Below are 15210 nucleotides of genomic sequence, written 5' to 3'. Positions count from 1 at the left end.
GATTTAGCACTCGAAGACAAAGAGTGCTAACAGAGGTGATGATGAGATGCTTACGGAACGTCAGCTCTTAATTTTACAAACAATTATTGATGACTTTATTGGATCAGCGCAACCTGTTGGGTCGAGGACGTTGGCTAAGAAAGATGAAATTACGTTTAGTTCAGCTACTATTCGAAATGAAATGGCTGATTTAGAGGAACTAGGGTTTATTGAGAAAACGCATAGTTCTTCAGGACGTGTTCCTTCTGAAAAAGGATATCGTTTTTATGTAGACCATCTTTTAGCGCCGCAAAACTTACCGAACGATGAAATTGTACAAATTAAAGATTTATTTGCTGAAAGAATTTTTGAAGCGGAAAAGATTGCACAGCAATCGGCTCAAATTTTATCAGAGCTTACGAATTATACGGCCATTGTTCTTGGACCGAAGTTAAGCACAAATAAACTTAAAAACGTACAAATTGTACCGCTTGATCGTCAGACTGCAGTCGCTATTATTGTAACGGATACAGGGCATGTACAAAGCAAAACGATTACCGTTCCGGAATCTGTTGATTTATCAGATTTAGAAAAAATGGTTAATATTTTAAATGAAAAGCTATCGGGTGTACCAATGGTAGAACTGCATAACAAAATCTTTAAAGAGATTGTTACAGTTTTACGTGGATATGTTCATAATTACGATAGTGCAATAAAAATGTTAGATGGTACATTTCAAGTTCCTTTATCGGAAAAGATATACTTTGGAGGTAAAGCAAATATGCTTTCGCAACCAGAGTTCCATGACATTCACAAAGTAAGATCCTTGTTGACGATGATTGATAATGAAGCTGAGTTTTATGACATTTTGCGTCATAAACAAGTAGGTATTCAAGTGAACATTGGTAGGGAAAACTCTGCGACAGCCATGGAAGATTGTAGTTTAATTTCTGCAACATATTCGATTGGAGAAGAACAGCTTGGAACAATTGCTATTTTAGGTCCGACAAGAATGCAATACTCTCGGGTAATTAGTTTGTTACAGTTATTTACGAGACAATTTACTGATGGGCTTAAAAAGTAAATGAGAGTAATACATTCGCTCAAGTAATGAAATTTTCATTGCTGTGTGTAATATATAATGCTTAGGTAATTGTGTTCAGCATAATACCTAATACCTTTTAAGGAGGTGAATATTGTGGAAGAGCGTAACGAACAAGTGGTAGAAGAAGTAAAAGAAGCGCAAGTTGAAGAAGCTGTCACGACAGAAAACAGTGAAAAAACTGTAGAAGAAAAAAGTGAGGCTGCTCTTTTACAAGAAAAAGTAGATGAGTTACAAGCGAAGCTAACGGAAACGGAAGGTCGCACATTACGTCTACAAGCTGATTTTGAAAATTATAAGCGTCGTGTCCAAATGGATAAACAGGCTGCTGAAAAATATAGAGCACAAAGTCTAGTTTCAGATATTGTGCCAGCTCTTGATAATTTTGAAAGAGCGATGCAAGTGGAAGCGACTGATGAACAAACGAAATCCTTGTTACAAGGTATGGAAATGGTGCATCGTCAATTGCTAGAAGCGTTGACTAAAGAAGGTGTTGAAGCGATTGAAGCTGTTGGTAAACAGTTTGATCCTAATGAACACCAAGCTATTATGCAAGTGGAAGATAGTGAATTTGAATCAAACGCGGTAGTTGAAGAATTCCAAAAAGGTTATAAACTAAAAGACCGTGTGATTCGCCCATCAATGGTAAAAGTAAATCAATAATTTACATAAAAGTAGGAGGATTCGCCATGAGTAAAATTATCGGTATTGACTTAGGTACAACAAACTCTTGTGTAGCTGTTATGGAAGGTGGAGAACCAAAGGTTATCCCAAATCCAGAAGGAAACCGTACAACACCTTCTGTTGTAGCTTTCAAAAATGAAGAGCGTCAAGTTGGGGAAGTTGCAAAGCGTCAAGCAATTACAAACCCAAATACAATCATGTCTGTTAAACGTCATATGGGTACAGACTACAAAGTAGAAGTTGAAGGTAAAGATTATACACCTCAAGAAATTTCTGCAATCATTTTACAAAACTTAAAAGCTTCTGCTGAAGCATACTTAGGTGAAACGGTAACGAAAGCTGTTATTACAGTACCTGCATACTTCAACGATGCAGAACGTCAAGCAACAAAAGATGCTGGTCGTATCGCTGGTTTAGAAGTTGAGCGTATCATTAACGAACCAACAGCAGCAGCGCTTGCTTACGGTTTAGAAAAACAAGATGAAGAGCAAAAAATCTTAGTATATGACTTAGGTGGCGGTACATTTGACGTATCTATCCTTGAGTTAGCAGACGGAACATTCGAAGTTATTTCAACTGCTGGTGACAACCGTCTTGGTGGAGATGACTTTGACCAAGTTATTATTGACCACTTAGTAGCTGAGTTCAAAAAAGAAAATAACATTGATTTAAGCCAAGATAAAATGGCACTTCAACGTTTGAAAGATGCAGCTGAAAAAGCGAAAAAAGATCTTTCTGGCGTAACACAAACACAAATTTCATTACCATTCATTAGTGCTGGAGCTGCTGGTCCATTACACTTAGAATTAACGTTAACAAGAGCGAAATTCGAAGAGATTTCAGCAGGTCTTGTTGAAAGAACGTTAGAGCCAACTCGTCGTGCATTAAAAGACGCTGGTTTTGCTCCAAGCGAATTAGATAAAGTTATCCTTGTTGGTGGATCTACTCGTATTCCAGCTGTACAAGAAGCTATTAAACGTGAAACTGGTAAAGAACCATATAAAGGTGTAAACCCTGATGAAGTTGTAGCATTAGGTGCTGCAGTTCAAGGTGGCGTACTTACTGGTGATGTAGAAGGCGTACTATTATTAGACGTAACTCCACTTTCTTTAGGTATTGAAACTATGGGTGGTGTGTTCACGAAATTAATCGAGCGTAACACTACAATTCCAACAAGTAAGTCACAAGTATTCTCAACAGCTGCTGATAACCAACCGGCAGTAGACATTCACGTATTACAAGGTGAGCGTCCAATGTCAGCTGACAACAAAACATTAGGTCGTTTCCAATTAACAGACCTTCCACCAGCACCACGTGGTATTCCACAAATCGAAGTAACATTCGATATTGATGCGAACGGTATCGTTAACGTACGTGCAAAAGACTTAGGAACAAGCAAAGAGCAAACTATTACAATCCAATCTTCTTCAGGTCTTTCTGATGAAGAAGTAGATCGTATGGTACAAGAAGCAGAAGCAAATGCTGACGCTGACCAAAAACGTAAGGAAGAAGTTGAACTTCGTAACGAAGCTGATCAGCTTGTATTCCAAACGGATAAAGTTGTAAAAGATTTAGAAGGTAAAGTGGATGCGGCTGAAGTTGCAAAAGCAACAGAAGCGAAAGAAGCATTACAAGCTGCGATCGAGAAGAACGAGCTTGAGGAAATCCGTGCGAAAAAAGATGCTTTACAAGAAATCGTACAACAATTAACTGTTAAATTATATGAGCAAGCTCAAGCAGCTGCAGGGCAAGCAGAAGGTGCACAAGGAGCACAAGATGCTGGCGCGAAGAAAGACAATGTAGTAGACGCTGAGTTTGAAGAAGTAAAAGAAGATAAGTAATATAAATAAGTAAGATGACAAAAAGTCAAAGTCAAGCGTGCCTTGACTTTGACTTTTTTCACGAATGAAAAGAAAAGTGTGAGGTTCTTAAGTTTTTTACTTTGCATACTGTAAGTGAGGAAACTTTGTTGCAAAGCACTTTCTTTCGGTGTTAAAATTACGTTTATGTGAAAGATTCGGGGGTTGTAAATTTATGAGTAAACGAGACTATTATGAGGTCCTTGGACTTAGCCAGGGTGCTTCAAAAGATGAAATAAAAAAAGCGTATCGTCGTTTGGCTAAAAAATACCATCCAGACGTAAGTAAAGAAGAAAATGCAATTGAAAAGTTTAAAGAAGTACAAGAAGCATACGAAGTATTAAGCGACGATCAAAAGCGCGCGCAATATGATCAATTTGGTCATGCTGGTGCAAATCAAGGCTTTGGCGGCGGAGGAGACTTCGGCGGTGGCTTCGGTTTCGAAGATATCTTTAGTTCGTTCTTTGGCGGCGGTGGCGGGAGACGTCGTGATCCAAATGCTCCGCGTCAAGGTGCTGACTTACAATATCAAGTTACTTTAGAGTTTGAGGAAGCTATTTTTGGTAAAGAATTAAATGTTGAGATTCCAGTAGAAGATCCATGTGATACTTGTAAAGGTAGCGGAGCGAAACCAGGAACTTCAAAAGAAACATGTAAACATTGTTCAGGATCAGGGCAAGTAAGTGTAGAACAAAATACACCATTTGGTCGTATCGTAAACCGTCAAGCTTGTGGTCATTGTTCAGGAACTGGTCAAATGATTAAAGAAAAATGTACGACATGTCACGGTTCTGGTAAAGTACGTAAACGTAAAAAAATCAACGTTAAGATTCCGGCAGGTATCGATAATGGTCAACAAATTCGTGTATCTGGAAAAGGTGAAGCAGGCGTAAATGGCGGACCGGCAGGAGATTTATATGTTGTTGTTCATGTTAGAAATCATGAATTCTTTGAGCGTGAAGGAGATCACATTATTTGTGAAATGCCATTAACATTTGCGCAAATGGCACTTGGTGCTGAAGTGGAAGTTCCTACTGTTCATGGGAAAGTGAAGCTGAAAATTCCAGCAGGAACACAAACAGGAACAGAATTCCGCTTAAAAGGAAAAGGTGCTCCGAACGTACGTGGATACGGTCAAGGAGATCAATATGTAGTCGTTCGTGTTGTTGTACCGACGAAATTAACTTCACATCAAAAAGAGTTATTACGTGAATTTGCGGGACAAGAAGAGCAGGATGATAGTTTATTTGGAAAGCTTAAACGTGCTTTCAAAGGGGAATAATGGAAATAAAAAATGGAGTTGGTAAATTGTGAAATGGTCAGAAGTTAGTATTCATACAACAGAAGAAGCAGTAGAAGCTGTCTCTCATATTTTACACGAAGCTGGTGCTAGTGGAGTTGCAATTGAGGATCCAGCGGAGTTGACGAAAGAGCGCGAGCAACAATATGGTGAAATTTATGCATTGAACCCAGATGAATATCCGGCGGAAGGTGTATTAATAAAAGCATATTTCCCACAAACGGATTCTTTACAGGAAACGATTGCGGGTGTAAAATCATCTATTGATATGCTTCCATCTTACGACATCGAAATTGGTACTGGAAATATTACCGTTAACGAAGTCAATGAAGAAGATTGGGCTACTGCTTGGAAAAAATATTACCATCCAGTACAAATTTCTGATACATTCACAATTGTGCCGACGTGGGAAGAATATACACCAGCTTCTCCGGAAGAAAAAATTATTGAATTAGATCCAGGTATGGCGTTTGGGACAGGAACCCATCCGACAACAACGATGTGTATTCGTGCTTTAGAAAAAACAGTTCAGCCAGGTGATACTGTCATTGATGTAGGAACAGGTTCTGGTGTACTTAGTATTGCAGCGGCAAAATTAGGTGCGTCTTCTGTTCAAGCCTATGATTTAGATCCAGTTGCAGTAGAAAGTGCAGAAATGAATGTACGTTTAAATAAAACAGATGATATCGTGTCTGTTGGACAAAATAGTCTTTTAGAAGGTATTGAAGGTCCTGTTGATTTAATCGTAGCTAACTTATTGGCAGAAATTATTCTTTTATTCCCTGAGGATGCAGCAAGAGTTGTGAAGTCGGGCGGATTATTTATTACATCGGGCATTATTGCAGCGAAGGAAAAGATAATTTCTGAGGCGCTAGAAAAAGCTGGATTTACAATTGAAGAAGTATTACGAATGGAAGATTGGGTAGCAATTATTGCACGAAATGCGTAATATAGATTTTAGTTTATAATGAAAAGGGGGAGTCTCTCACTATAAGGTGAGGGACTTGCCGTTTGTTATATGAAAAAATGATAACGTTTCGTTCTTTTCGTAAGTGTTGACTTACGAAAGGAACGAAACTCTACTAAGGTGATTATATGCAACGTTATTTTGTAGAAGAGAAATATGTAAATGAGACAAGTATTCGCATTGTAGGTGATGACGTACATCATATCGCAAGAGTGATGCGTATGTCAGCTGGGGATCACATTTATTGCTGTGTAAACGGAAAAACAGCAGTATGTTCAATTGATGAAATTACCAGTGAATTTATTAATACGGCTATTGTAGAATGGGTAGAGGCGTCAAGTGAACTTCCTGTTTTCGTGACGATTGCAAGTGGACTGCCGAAAGGAGACAAGCTAGAGTTAATTTTCCAAAAAGGAACTGAGCTTGGGGCAGCCGCATTTTTACCATTTCAAGCATCTCGCTCTATTGTAAAATGGGATGCGAAAAAAGCTGATAAAAAAGTTGAGCGTTTAAGAAAAATTGTGAAAGAAGCTGCGGAACAATCGCATAGAAGCGAAATTCCAGAAGTGCATGCACCGGCATCATTTAAGCAATTGCTTTCAATGAGTAATGAGTATGATGTATGCCTTGTTGCGTACGAAGAGGAAGCAAAACAAGGTGAGAAATCCAATTTTGCTAAAGCTTTAACGACGATGAAACCAGGCCAAAAACTATTGATTGTATTTGGACCAGAAGGTGGTTTAGCGGAGGAAGAGATTACTACGCTTCGTGAACATAAATTTGTACCATGTAGTTTAGGACCAAGAATTTTAAGAACAGAAACGGCGCCGTTATACGCGTTAAGTGCTGCTTCGTATCATTTTGAATTGATGGGGTGATGATCAATGTCAACTGTTGCGTTCCATACGTTAGGTTGTAAAGTAAACCACTATGAAACAGAGGCCATTTGGCAATTGTTTAAACAAGGTGGATATGAAAGAACTGAATATGAAAAGAAAGCTGATGTATATGTTATTAATACGTGTACAGTAACGAATACGGGAGATAAGAAAAGCCGTCAAGTTATTAGACGTGCTGTTCGTCAAAATCCGGATGCAGTTATTTGTGTAACGGGATGTTATGCACAAACATCTCCAGCGGAAATTATGGCGATTCCAGGTGTAGATATTGTAGTTGGTACACAGGATCGTGAAAAGATGTTAGGATACATCGAAGAATTCCGCAAAGAGCGTCAACCAATTAATGCTGTCCGCAACATTATGAAAACACGTGTATACGAAGAACTGGATGTACCTTATTTCACGGATCGTACACGTGCATCTTTAAAAATACAAGAAGGTTGTAATAATTTCTGTACATTCTGTATTATTCCTTGGGCACGTGGTTTAATGCGTTCTCGTGATGGAAAAGAAGTTATTAAACAAGCGCAGCAATTAGTAGATGCAGGTTATAAAGAAATCGTATTAACAGGTATTCATACAGGTGGGTACGGTGAAGATATTAAAGATTATAACTTAGCTGGATTACTTCGTGATATGGAAGCGGAAGTAGGCGGATTAAAACGTCTTCGTATTTCTTCTATTGAAGCGAGTCAGATTTCAGATGAAGTAATTGAAGTGTTAGATAAGTCTGAAGTAGTTGTACGTCACTTGCACATTCCATTGCAATCTGGATCTAATACTGTATTAAAGCGTATGCGTCGTAAGTATACGATGGAATTTTTCCAAGAGCGTTTAGATCGATTGAAAGAAGCGTTACCAGGTCTTGCGATTACATCGGATGTGATTGTTGGTTTTCCGGGTGAAACAGAAGAAGAATTTATGGAAACATACAATTTCATTAAAGAGAATCGCTTCTCAGAGTTACACGTATTCCCTTACTCAAAGCGTACAGGAACACCTGCAGCGCGTATGGAGGATCAAGTTCCTGAAGATGTGAAGAATGATCGTGTTCATCGTTTAATTGAACTATCTAACCAATTAGCGAAAGAGTATGCGTCACAGTTTGAAGGGGAAGTGCTTGAAATCATTCCGGAAGAGCAATTTAAAGAGGGCGACCGTAAAGGGTTATATGTAGGCTATACGGATAACTACTTAAAAATTGTATTTGAAGGATCAGAAGAATTAATTGGTAAGCTAGTGAAAGTGAAAATTACGAAAGCTGGTTATCCATATAACGAAGCGCAATTTGTTCGTGTTCTTGAAGATGATGTAAAAAAAGAATCAGCAAGCGCATAAAATGAAACTTTAATGAGTGGGGTTTTTGTTCCTCCCCGCTCATTATCAGCCGGACTCCTACCTAAGTTCTTTGCTTTTGCTGAATTTTGAGGTGGGGGTCTTACTGCCCGGTAAATAGCAGGATAAAAAAAGCATGCAAACGGAAACGATTTGCATGCTTTCTTTTTTTTCGTGGAGAAGTTAAGTGCTGAAAAGGCAGGTACGTCGAATGAGTAGTTATTTAATATTTTCTTGTATTAAAAAAGATGTAATGATAAAAATATAGTTGTCTTCAGGGGAAAAGGATAATAGCTATCTATATAGCTTTTGAACAGGGAAGGGCATCTATTCTTCTTTTATTCTGCCAAATAGTTGACCTGAAGTGATAAAATGTATTATAATCGTAAAAGACATGCTGAAGAAGGGTTTCTTTTTGCATGCTGAAATTAGTATGTAAGTGTGATGTTTCGGAGGGAGGGAAAGAGAATGTCAAAAACAGTCGTTCGTAAAAACGAGTCTTTGGAGGATGCACTTCGCCGTTTTAAAAGATCGGTTTCTAAAACTGGTACACTTGCTGAAGCAAGAAAGCGCGAGTTTTATGAAAAGCCAAGTGTAAAACGTAAGAAGAAATCTGAAGCGGCAAGAAAGCGTAAATTCTAAGAGAGGGTGTAAGTTATGAGTCTTCTCGGTCGTTTAAACGATGATATGAAACAAGCGATGAAGAATAAACAAAAAGAAAAATTAACCGTTATTCGTATGGTTAAGGCTGCTTTACAAAATGAAGGTATTAAACTGCAACATACTCTTACTGAAGAAGAGGAATTAACAGTTTTAGCTCGTGAAGTAAAACAGTATAAGGACTCCCTCCTTGAATTTAAAAAAGCTGGTCGTGAAGACCTTGTTAATAAACTGCAAAGTGAAATTCAGATTTTAAGCGCATATTTGCCGGAGCAATTAACAGAAGAAGAACTAGCGAATGTAATTAAGCAAGTTATTTCTGAAGTTGGTGCGACTTCTAAAGCAGATATGGGTAAGGTGATGACTGCTGTTATGCCGAAAGTAAAAGGTAAAACAGACGGATCACTTGTGAATAAGCTGGTTATCCAGCTATTAGCATAAAAAAACGTCTCATTTCGTATGAGACGTTTTTTTATGCTTTTTTTCAGTTTGGACGTGATATTACAAGCTCTTTTTTCATACATATGGGATGAGAGGGGGTCTTTTGAGATGAAAAAATTAGAACAAATGAAGAATTGGTTAACAAAGCAAATAGACCTGCCAGTGGATGTGCTAATGGATCTACCTCGGATCACGCTTGTTGGGCAAGTGCATATCTATATAGAAAATCATCGGGGTTTATTAGTGTTTTCAGATAAAGAAGTAAGATTGTTATTAAAGCACGGTCAATTATTAATTAAAGGGCAATCCTTTATTATTAAAACAATCCTTCCAGAAGAACTTTTGCTTGAAGGAATAATTGAGCAAGTGACATTTTTAGAAAACGAAAAAAAAGAGGAGTGAGGGAAACTTCCATATGTGAAGTTTTTCTTCGTTATTTTCGTGATTCGAACTTACTATTCAGTTTATCTCGCTATTTATGGGGGGTAGAACTCTTTATTTCATTTTCGTACGAGCTATTTTGCTAATTAAAGTGAAAAAAGTAGTGTGTATACTTTTGGAAAGGTAGTGGAGATAGTAGATGAAAAATAAATGGTTTATAAAGTGGCTTGGATATGTAAAAGTACGAATTGAAGGTAGAGGAGCGGAACGGTTCGTTAACGAATGTGTACGTAGAAAATTATTAGTTTGGGATGTTAAGAAGATTGCTGATGAAACGTTAGTTTTTTGTATGTTATTACGAGATGTGAAGAAAATAAAACCAATTTATAGAAAAAATGAATGTAAACTATATTTTATTGGGCGTTACGGTTTTCCCTTTTTGAATAAGCGTTTAATTAAAAATAGTGGATTCTTAATTGGTTTTTTAATTTTCTTTTTTGGCATGATTGCATTATCCAATATGGTTTGGAAAATTGAAATTACAGGGGCGAAACCTGAAACAGAATATATATTGATGAAAGAATTGGACAAAATGGGTATTAAAAAAGGGAAATTACAATTCCAAATGCCTAATGTAGAAGATGTACAACGTCATTTGACAGACAATATTAATGCGATTACTTGGGCGGGACTAGAAATAAGAGGAACGACGTATCATTTTAAAATTGTTGAAAAAAACGAGCCGAAAAAAGAAAAGGAACAAAGGCCGCAAAATTTAGTAGCAAAAAAAGAAGCGATTGTGACAAAAACATTTGTTGAAGTAGGAAAACCAGTCGTCTTGAAAAATGACCATGTCGAAAAAGGGCAGCTTCTCGTATCAGGGGTATACGGTAATGAGGAGAGTCCGACGATTGTTTCGGCGAAAGGTATTGTATATGGAGAAACGTGGTACACATCTGAGGTGAATGTACCACTGAAGACGCAATTTCAAGTATATACTGGCAATGCATATAATGAGCATTACCTTACGTTTGGGAGTGCGAAAATAAAAATATGGGGATTTCAACATGATAAGTATAAACGCTCTCGTACTGAAAGTGTAAAACACGATGTGAAACTATTTGGTTTTACACTGCCGATCGCGTATGAAAAAGATATTGTACGAGAAGAGGAAGAAGCGAATCGGGAATATACAGAAAAACAGGCAATGAAAGTAGCAAAAGAGATGGCTGAAAAAGAACTAAAGAAAAAATTGGATGAACATGCTATGATTGTAAGTGATAAGATTTTGAGTAAAGAGGTTGAGGCGGATCAACTAAAAGTCACGTTGCATTATACTGTGATCGAAAATATTGCAGAGCCACAACCAATATCCGAATCCGATATTCAAGGAGACTGAGTAATGGCAGAACAATTAGTAGAAATGAACCAACAATTGGAAAATACTAACGAAGCAATCGCTCTTTTTGGAGTCAATGATGCTCATTTGAAAGTAATTGAACGTGAACTGAATGTATCGATTGTAACTAGAGGTGAAACTGTTCATGCATCTGGAGCAGTTGAAACTGTGACACTCGTAGAAAAAATCTTACAGCAATTACTTGTTGTTATTCGAAAAGGTATATCAATTACAGAAAGAGATGTTGCGTATGCAATTCAGCTCGCACAACAAGGGAAAATTGCTCAATTTGAAGAGTTATATGAAGAAGAAATCTTTAAAACGGCAAAAGGTAAATCCATTCGTGTAAAAACAATGGGGCAAAGAAGATATATTCATGCAATGAAGAAGAATGATATTGTATTTGGAATGGGACCTGCTGGGACTGGGAAAACATACTTAGCTGTAGTAATGGCTGTGAGAGCTTTAAAGCAAGGGTATGTAAAGAAAATTATTTTAACGAGACCGGCTGTAGAAGCTGGAGAGAGTTTAGGTTTTTTACCAGGAGATTTGAAAGAGAAGGTAGATCCGTATTTACGTCCATTGTATGATGCTTTGCACGATATTCTTGGACAAGAATATACGCAACGTATGATGGAGCGAGGGGTAATTGAAATCGCACCTCTTGCTTATATGAGAGGGCGTACGCTCGATGATTCATTTGTTATTTTAGATGAAGCGCAAAATACAACGGGTGCACAAATAAAAATGTTTTTAACTAGATTAGGTTTTAGTTCTAAAATGGTTATTACGGGGGATCCTTCACAAGTAGACTTACCAAAAGGGGTAAAATCAGGGCTTTCGCTAGCTTCTAACATTTTATCTGGTGTGTCAGGTCTTTCATTTATTACATTAGAACAAACGGACGTTGTGAGGCATCCGCTGGTGCAACGTATTATTGAGGCATATGATAAAATGGAATGATCCTATTTGTCAGGATCATTTCTTTTTGTATTAAGGTTGGCGAACGGCATGTTTTTTACTATCATAAAAGATAAGAGAAATAAACTATAGGTACTGGTTTATCAAAATGTTACTTAAAAGTATCGTTGGCTAGAAGAAATGAAAGCTATAAATAGTTTCACTTTATTTCTGGAGAGGAGAAGGTATTGAAATCATGTTAAGATCTGAAGAAATTTCTAAGTGGTTTCGTAACTTACAACATTCGAAAAAACTAAGTTGGATTTCTTACGTTTTATTAGGAGCAGTGTTGTTTTTTGCACTTATGAATAATGTAAAACCAGAGCAATTAGATGTTGATATGTATTCTATTGCAAAAAAAACAATTCATTCTCCTATTAAAATTGAAGATAAGGTTATAACGGACAGAAAAAAACAAGAGGCCGCTCAAAAAGTTGGGGATCAATATACATATAGAAGTGAATATAAACAAAATAGAGTAGATATTGTAAATGATGTTTTTGCTAAGGTAAATGAAGCAATTCAAGAGATGAAAGCTGCTGGACCTGAAGAGCAAAAAAAGATGACCGATGCAAATAAATTAGAAAAGTTGAAGAAGAAGTTGCCATCTAATTTAACAAAGGAATTATCTGATGAGAATTTATTATATTTTATTAATGCAGAACCGGATCAATTAGAATTAGCAAAGAACGCGGCTCTAACGTCTGTTAGTGTTATTATGGGTGGAAATATTAAAATGTCCGAAGAAATAGCAGCAAAAGAGCGATTTGTTAATGAAATGAAAAGCCTCAATGTGAATAGCGGATTGAAGGAAGCTGTGAACGCGCTAGGATCATATGCAATTACAGCAAATTATTTTTATGATCCGGCTGTAACGAAAGAGAAGAAGAAAGCGGAAGAAGATTTAGTTCCACCTGTTTATATTCTTCAAGGACAAGTTATTGTTAGAGAAGGTGAAACAATTTCAAGTGATATGTATAATCAGTTGAAATTAGTCGGTTTATTAGAAAAAGGTAATAGTTTTCAGCCTTATGTTGGATTAGCAGTGCTCATTGGTGTGTTACTGTACTTTATGCATAAGCAGTTTGAAGTATTTTTACAGCGTAAAAGAGAAGATAGACCATATATTTTAGCGTATATTACAATTTTGTCTATTACGATTGTTTTAATGAAAACGATTAGTTTGTTTCAAAAGCTTGAATATGCAGGAATTGCGTATGTTGTCCCGGTTGCGATGGGAACAATACTTGTAAAACTAATGATTGGCGATCGATTTGTATTTTTAACAAGTATGATTTTTTCTGTGTGCGGAAGTATTATGTTTAATGAAGGGGTAACAAGTACACTGAATTATAGTGTAGGTATTTATGTGTTGTTAAGTTCATTATCAGTAAGCATTTTCTTAAGAGAAAAAAATCGTCGTACGATGATTTTGCAAGCTGGTATACTCGTTTCTATCTTAAATGTGGTCGTCTTAGCGGCGTTATTATTATTACGTAATGGGAATTTTTCACCTCTTGAAATTGGAACGCAATTATTGATGGCTTCCGTTTCAGGAATTATCTCATCCGTTTTGGCTATGGGGATATTACCATATTTAGAGAGTGGACTTGGAATTGTATCAAGCATGAAGCTTATGGAACTATCAAGTCCGAATCATCCGCTTTTGCGTAGAATTTTGTTAGAAGCGCCAGGAACGTATCACCACAGTGTAATGGTAGCGAATCTTTCTGAGGCAGCGTGTGAAGCGGTTGGAGCAAATGGTGTATTAGCACGTGTAGGGGCGTATTATCATGATGTAGGAAAAACAGTACAACCGCAATTCTTTATTGAAAACCAGATGGGAATTGAAAATCCACATGATAAATTAGAGCCTGTGACGAGTAAAGATATTATCATTGCTCATGTAACAGATGGAGTCAGAATGCTCGAAGAATACCATATTCCGCAAGAAATTATCGATATTGCTGGACAACACCATGGTACAACATTACTTAAATATTTTTACTATAAGGCAATTAAAGAAGATAAAGAAAAATATACAGAAGAGATGTTTCGCTATCCGGGATCAAAAGCAACTTCTAAAGAGTCGGCAATTGTTGGTATTGCTGATAGTGTTGAGGCGGCGGTACGATCTATGAATCACCCAACGCCAGATCAAATTAATAATTTAGTGCAAAGTATTATTAAAGATCGCCTGCAAGATGGGCAATTTAGTGAATGTGATTTGACGTTTAAGGAACTACAAATCGTTGGAAAAACGTTATGTGAAACGTTAAATGGTATTTTCCATTCGCGTATTACATATCCGGAACCACCGGAAGAGAAGGAGAAAGAATGAGTTTATTAATTGATTTCATTGATGAAACAGAAGAAGTGAAAGAAGAATATGTGAATTTAATTCGTGAGATATTAGAAAAAGCAGCTCAAATGGAAAAAATAGAGGATGGTGCGGAGTTATCAGTGACATTTGTAGATAACGAACGCATTCGCGAGATTAATCGTGATTACCGAGATAAGGATCAGCCTACTGATGTCATTTCCTTTGCTATGGAAGAAATGGGAGAAGGAGAAATGGAAATTGTAGGTGCAGAGATGCCTCGTATGTTAGGTGACCTTATTATTTCTATTCCGAGAGCGAAAGAACAAGCTGAAGAGTATGGACATTCTTTTGATCGTGAACTTGGCTTTTTAGCGTTACATGGCTTTTTACATTTACTTGGTTATGACCACATGACAGAAGAGGATGAAAAAGAAATGTTTGGAAGACAAAAAGAAATTTTAGAGGCATTTGGATTAGGACGATGAAAAAAGGAAAACTTATAAATAGTTTTGGATATGCTATAGCAGGTATATTCTTTTGTTTTCGTCATGAACGAAATATGAAAATTCATTATTTAGCCGCAGTCATTGTTATATGCTGCGGCTTTTATTTCCATATTACGAAAGTAGAGTGGACAGTATTACTTATTGTAATAGGAATTGTAATGAGTTTAGAGATGGTAAATACGGCTGTGGAAAAAACAGTAGATTTAGCGACTACCGATATACATCCGTTTGCGAAAATTGCAAAGGATGTCGCAGCCGGATCGGTTTTATTGTTTGCGATAATAGCTGTTATAATTGGTGCTATTATCTTTTTGCCGTATGTGGTATAGTTGCATTCCAAAGCTTTTATGAAGCTTTGAAAGTGCCGTAAAGGCCTTTAATGAGAGAGTGTATCTATTCACAGCTGTGGACAGGA

General features: G+C 37.0%; 15 protein-coding genes. All 15 read left to right on the top strand.

Annotated elements, in window-relative coordinates; all coding sequences use genetic code 11:
• Positions 1-46 precede the first annotated feature (46 nt).
• The 15 genes from hrcA to ILS93_RS09305 all read left to right on the top strand — a co-directional run bounded on the left by hrcA (position 47) and on the right by ILS93_RS09305 (position 15124).
• Positions 47-1063 (top strand): heat-inducible transcriptional repressor HrcA, encoded by a 1017-nt coding sequence (hrcA, locus tag ILS93_RS09375; protein ID WP_064474768.1) that lies wholly within the window; start codon positions 47-49, stop codon positions 1061-1063.
• A 114-nt stretch (positions 1064-1177) separates the two neighbouring features.
• Positions 1178-1744, top strand: a complete 567-nt coding sequence (gene grpE / locus ILS93_RS09370; protein ID WP_088048097.1) for a nucleotide exchange factor GrpE — start codon at positions 1178-1180, stop codon at positions 1742-1744.
• Positions 1745-1770: 26 nt separating this feature from the next.
• Complete coding sequence (dnaK, locus tag ILS93_RS09365) at positions 1771-3606, top strand: chaperone protein DnaK (RefSeq protein ID WP_000034697.1); 1836 nt, start codon at positions 1771-1773, stop codon at positions 3604-3606.
• A gap of 193 nt (positions 3607-3799) precedes the next feature.
• Entirely contained in the window at positions 3800-4906 is a 1107-nt protein-coding gene (dnaJ, locus tag ILS93_RS09360) for a chaperone protein DnaJ (RefSeq protein ID WP_064470265.1), read from the top strand.
• A gap of 28 nt (positions 4907-4934) precedes the next feature.
• Positions 4935-5873, top strand: a complete 939-nt coding sequence (gene prmA, locus ILS93_RS09355) for a 50S ribosomal protein L11 methyltransferase (RefSeq protein WP_000872122.1) — start codon at positions 4935-4937, stop codon at positions 5871-5873.
• A 146-nt stretch (positions 5874-6019) separates the two neighbouring features.
• The gene (locus ILS93_RS09350) at positions 6020-6769 is read left to right on the top strand and encodes a 16S rRNA (uracil(1498)-N(3))-methyltransferase (RefSeq protein ID WP_064474770.1); all 750 of its coding nucleotides are present in this window, start codon (positions 6020-6022) and stop codon (positions 6767-6769) included.
• Positions 6770-6775: 6 nt separating this feature from the next.
• Complete coding sequence (gene mtaB, locus ILS93_RS09345) at positions 6776-8128, top strand: tRNA (N(6)-L-threonylcarbamoyladenosine(37)-C(2))-methylthiotransferase MtaB (protein WP_000108688.1); 1353 nt, start codon at positions 6776-6778, stop codon at positions 8126-8128.
• 465 nt (positions 8129-8593) lie between these two features.
• On the top strand, positions 8594-8767 hold the full coding sequence (rpsU, locus tag ILS93_RS09340; RefSeq protein WP_000048061.1) for a 30S ribosomal protein S21: 174 nt from the start codon (positions 8594-8596) through the stop codon (positions 8765-8767).
• A gap of 15 nt (positions 8768-8782) precedes the next feature.
• Positions 8783-9226, top strand: a complete 444-nt coding sequence (locus ILS93_RS09335) for a GatB/YqeY domain-containing protein (protein WP_000054579.1) — start codon at positions 8783-8785, stop codon at positions 9224-9226.
• A gap of 108 nt (positions 9227-9334) precedes the next feature.
• On the top strand, positions 9335-9628 hold the full coding sequence (yqfC, locus tag ILS93_RS09330; RefSeq protein ID WP_000732264.1) for a sporulation protein YqfC: 294 nt from the start codon (positions 9335-9337) through the stop codon (positions 9626-9628).
• A 178-nt stretch (positions 9629-9806) separates the two neighbouring features.
• A complete protein-coding gene (gene yqfD, locus ILS93_RS09325) occupies positions 9807-11006 on the top strand; it encodes a sporulation protein YqfD (RefSeq protein ID WP_048541519.1) in 1200 nt (399 codons plus the stop codon).
• A 3-nt stretch (positions 11007-11009) separates the two neighbouring features.
• Positions 11010-11969: a PhoH family protein gene (locus ILS93_RS09320; protein ID WP_046957565.1), complete on the top strand. Its 960-nt coding sequence runs from the start codon at positions 11010-11012 to the stop codon at positions 11967-11969.
• Positions 11970-12162: 193 nt separating this feature from the next.
• The gene (locus ILS93_RS09315; RefSeq protein ID WP_088048099.1) at positions 12163-14307 is read left to right on the top strand and encodes an HD family phosphohydrolase; all 2145 of its coding nucleotides are present in this window, start codon (positions 12163-12165) and stop codon (positions 14305-14307) included.
• Positions 14304-14774, top strand: a complete 471-nt coding sequence (ybeY, locus tag ILS93_RS09310) for an rRNA maturation RNase YbeY (RefSeq protein WP_000054689.1) — start codon at positions 14304-14306, stop codon at positions 14772-14774. The genes ILS93_RS09315 and ybeY overlap by 4 nt, the downstream gene beginning before the upstream one ends.
• Entirely contained in the window at positions 14771-15124 is a 354-nt protein-coding gene (locus tag ILS93_RS09305) for a diacylglycerol kinase family protein (RefSeq protein ID WP_064474774.1), read from the top strand. Before ybeY ends, ILS93_RS09305 begins: the two co-directional genes overlap by 4 nt.
• Positions 15125-15210 lie beyond the last annotated feature (86 nt).

The sequence above is a fragment of the Bacillus sp. 16GRE42 genome (genome assembly GCF_019837435.1).
In the GTDB taxonomy this organism is placed as follows: domain Bacteria; phylum Bacillota; class Bacilli; order Bacillales; family Bacillaceae_G; genus Bacillus_A; species Bacillus_A wiedmannii.
Note: the sequence above shows the minus strand (reverse complement) of the source record. Positions and strands in the feature narration are given on the sequence as shown.

Bases quoted from the DNA above. Each gene is read 5' to 3' on its own strand.
- mtaB (WP_000108688.1), top strand. From the start codon at position 6,776: ATGTCAACTGTTGCGTTCCATACGTTAGGTTGTAAAGTAAACCACTAT.
- ILS93_RS09335 (WP_000054579.1), top strand. From the start codon at position 8,783: ATGAGTCTTCTCGGTCGTTTAAACGATGATATGAAACAAGCGATGAAG.
- hrcA (WP_064474768.1), top strand. From the start codon at position 47: ATGCTTACGGAACGTCAGCTCTTAATTTTACAAACAATTATTGATGAC.
- rpsU (WP_000048061.1), top strand. From the start codon at position 8,594: ATGTCAAAAACAGTCGTTCGTAAAAACGAGTCTTTGGAGGATGCACTT.
- dnaJ (WP_064470265.1), top strand. From the start codon at position 3,800: ATGAGTAAACGAGACTATTATGAGGTCCTTGGACTTAGCCAGGGTGCT.
- ILS93_RS09305 (WP_064474774.1), top strand. From the start codon at position 14,771: ATGAAAAAAGGAAAACTTATAAATAGTTTTGGATATGCTATAGCAGGT.
- yqfD (WP_048541519.1), top strand. From the start codon at position 9,807: ATGAAAAATAAATGGTTTATAAAGTGGCTTGGATATGTAAAAGTACGA.
- ybeY (WP_000054689.1), top strand. From the start codon at position 14,304: ATGAGTTTATTAATTGATTTCATTGATGAAACAGAAGAAGTGAAAGAA.
- dnaK (WP_000034697.1), top strand. From the start codon at position 1,771: ATGAGTAAAATTATCGGTATTGACTTAGGTACAACAAACTCTTGTGTA.
- ILS93_RS09315 (WP_088048099.1), top strand. From the start codon at position 12,163: ATGTTAAGATCTGAAGAAATTTCTAAGTGGTTTCGTAACTTACAACAT.
- ILS93_RS09320 (WP_046957565.1), top strand. From the start codon at position 11,010: ATGGCAGAACAATTAGTAGAAATGAACCAACAATTGGAAAATACTAAC.
- ILS93_RS09350 (WP_064474770.1), top strand. From the start codon at position 6,020: ATGCAACGTTATTTTGTAGAAGAGAAATATGTAAATGAGACAAGTATT.
- yqfC (WP_000732264.1), top strand. From the start codon at position 9,335: ATGAAAAAATTAGAACAAATGAAGAATTGGTTAACAAAGCAAATAGAC.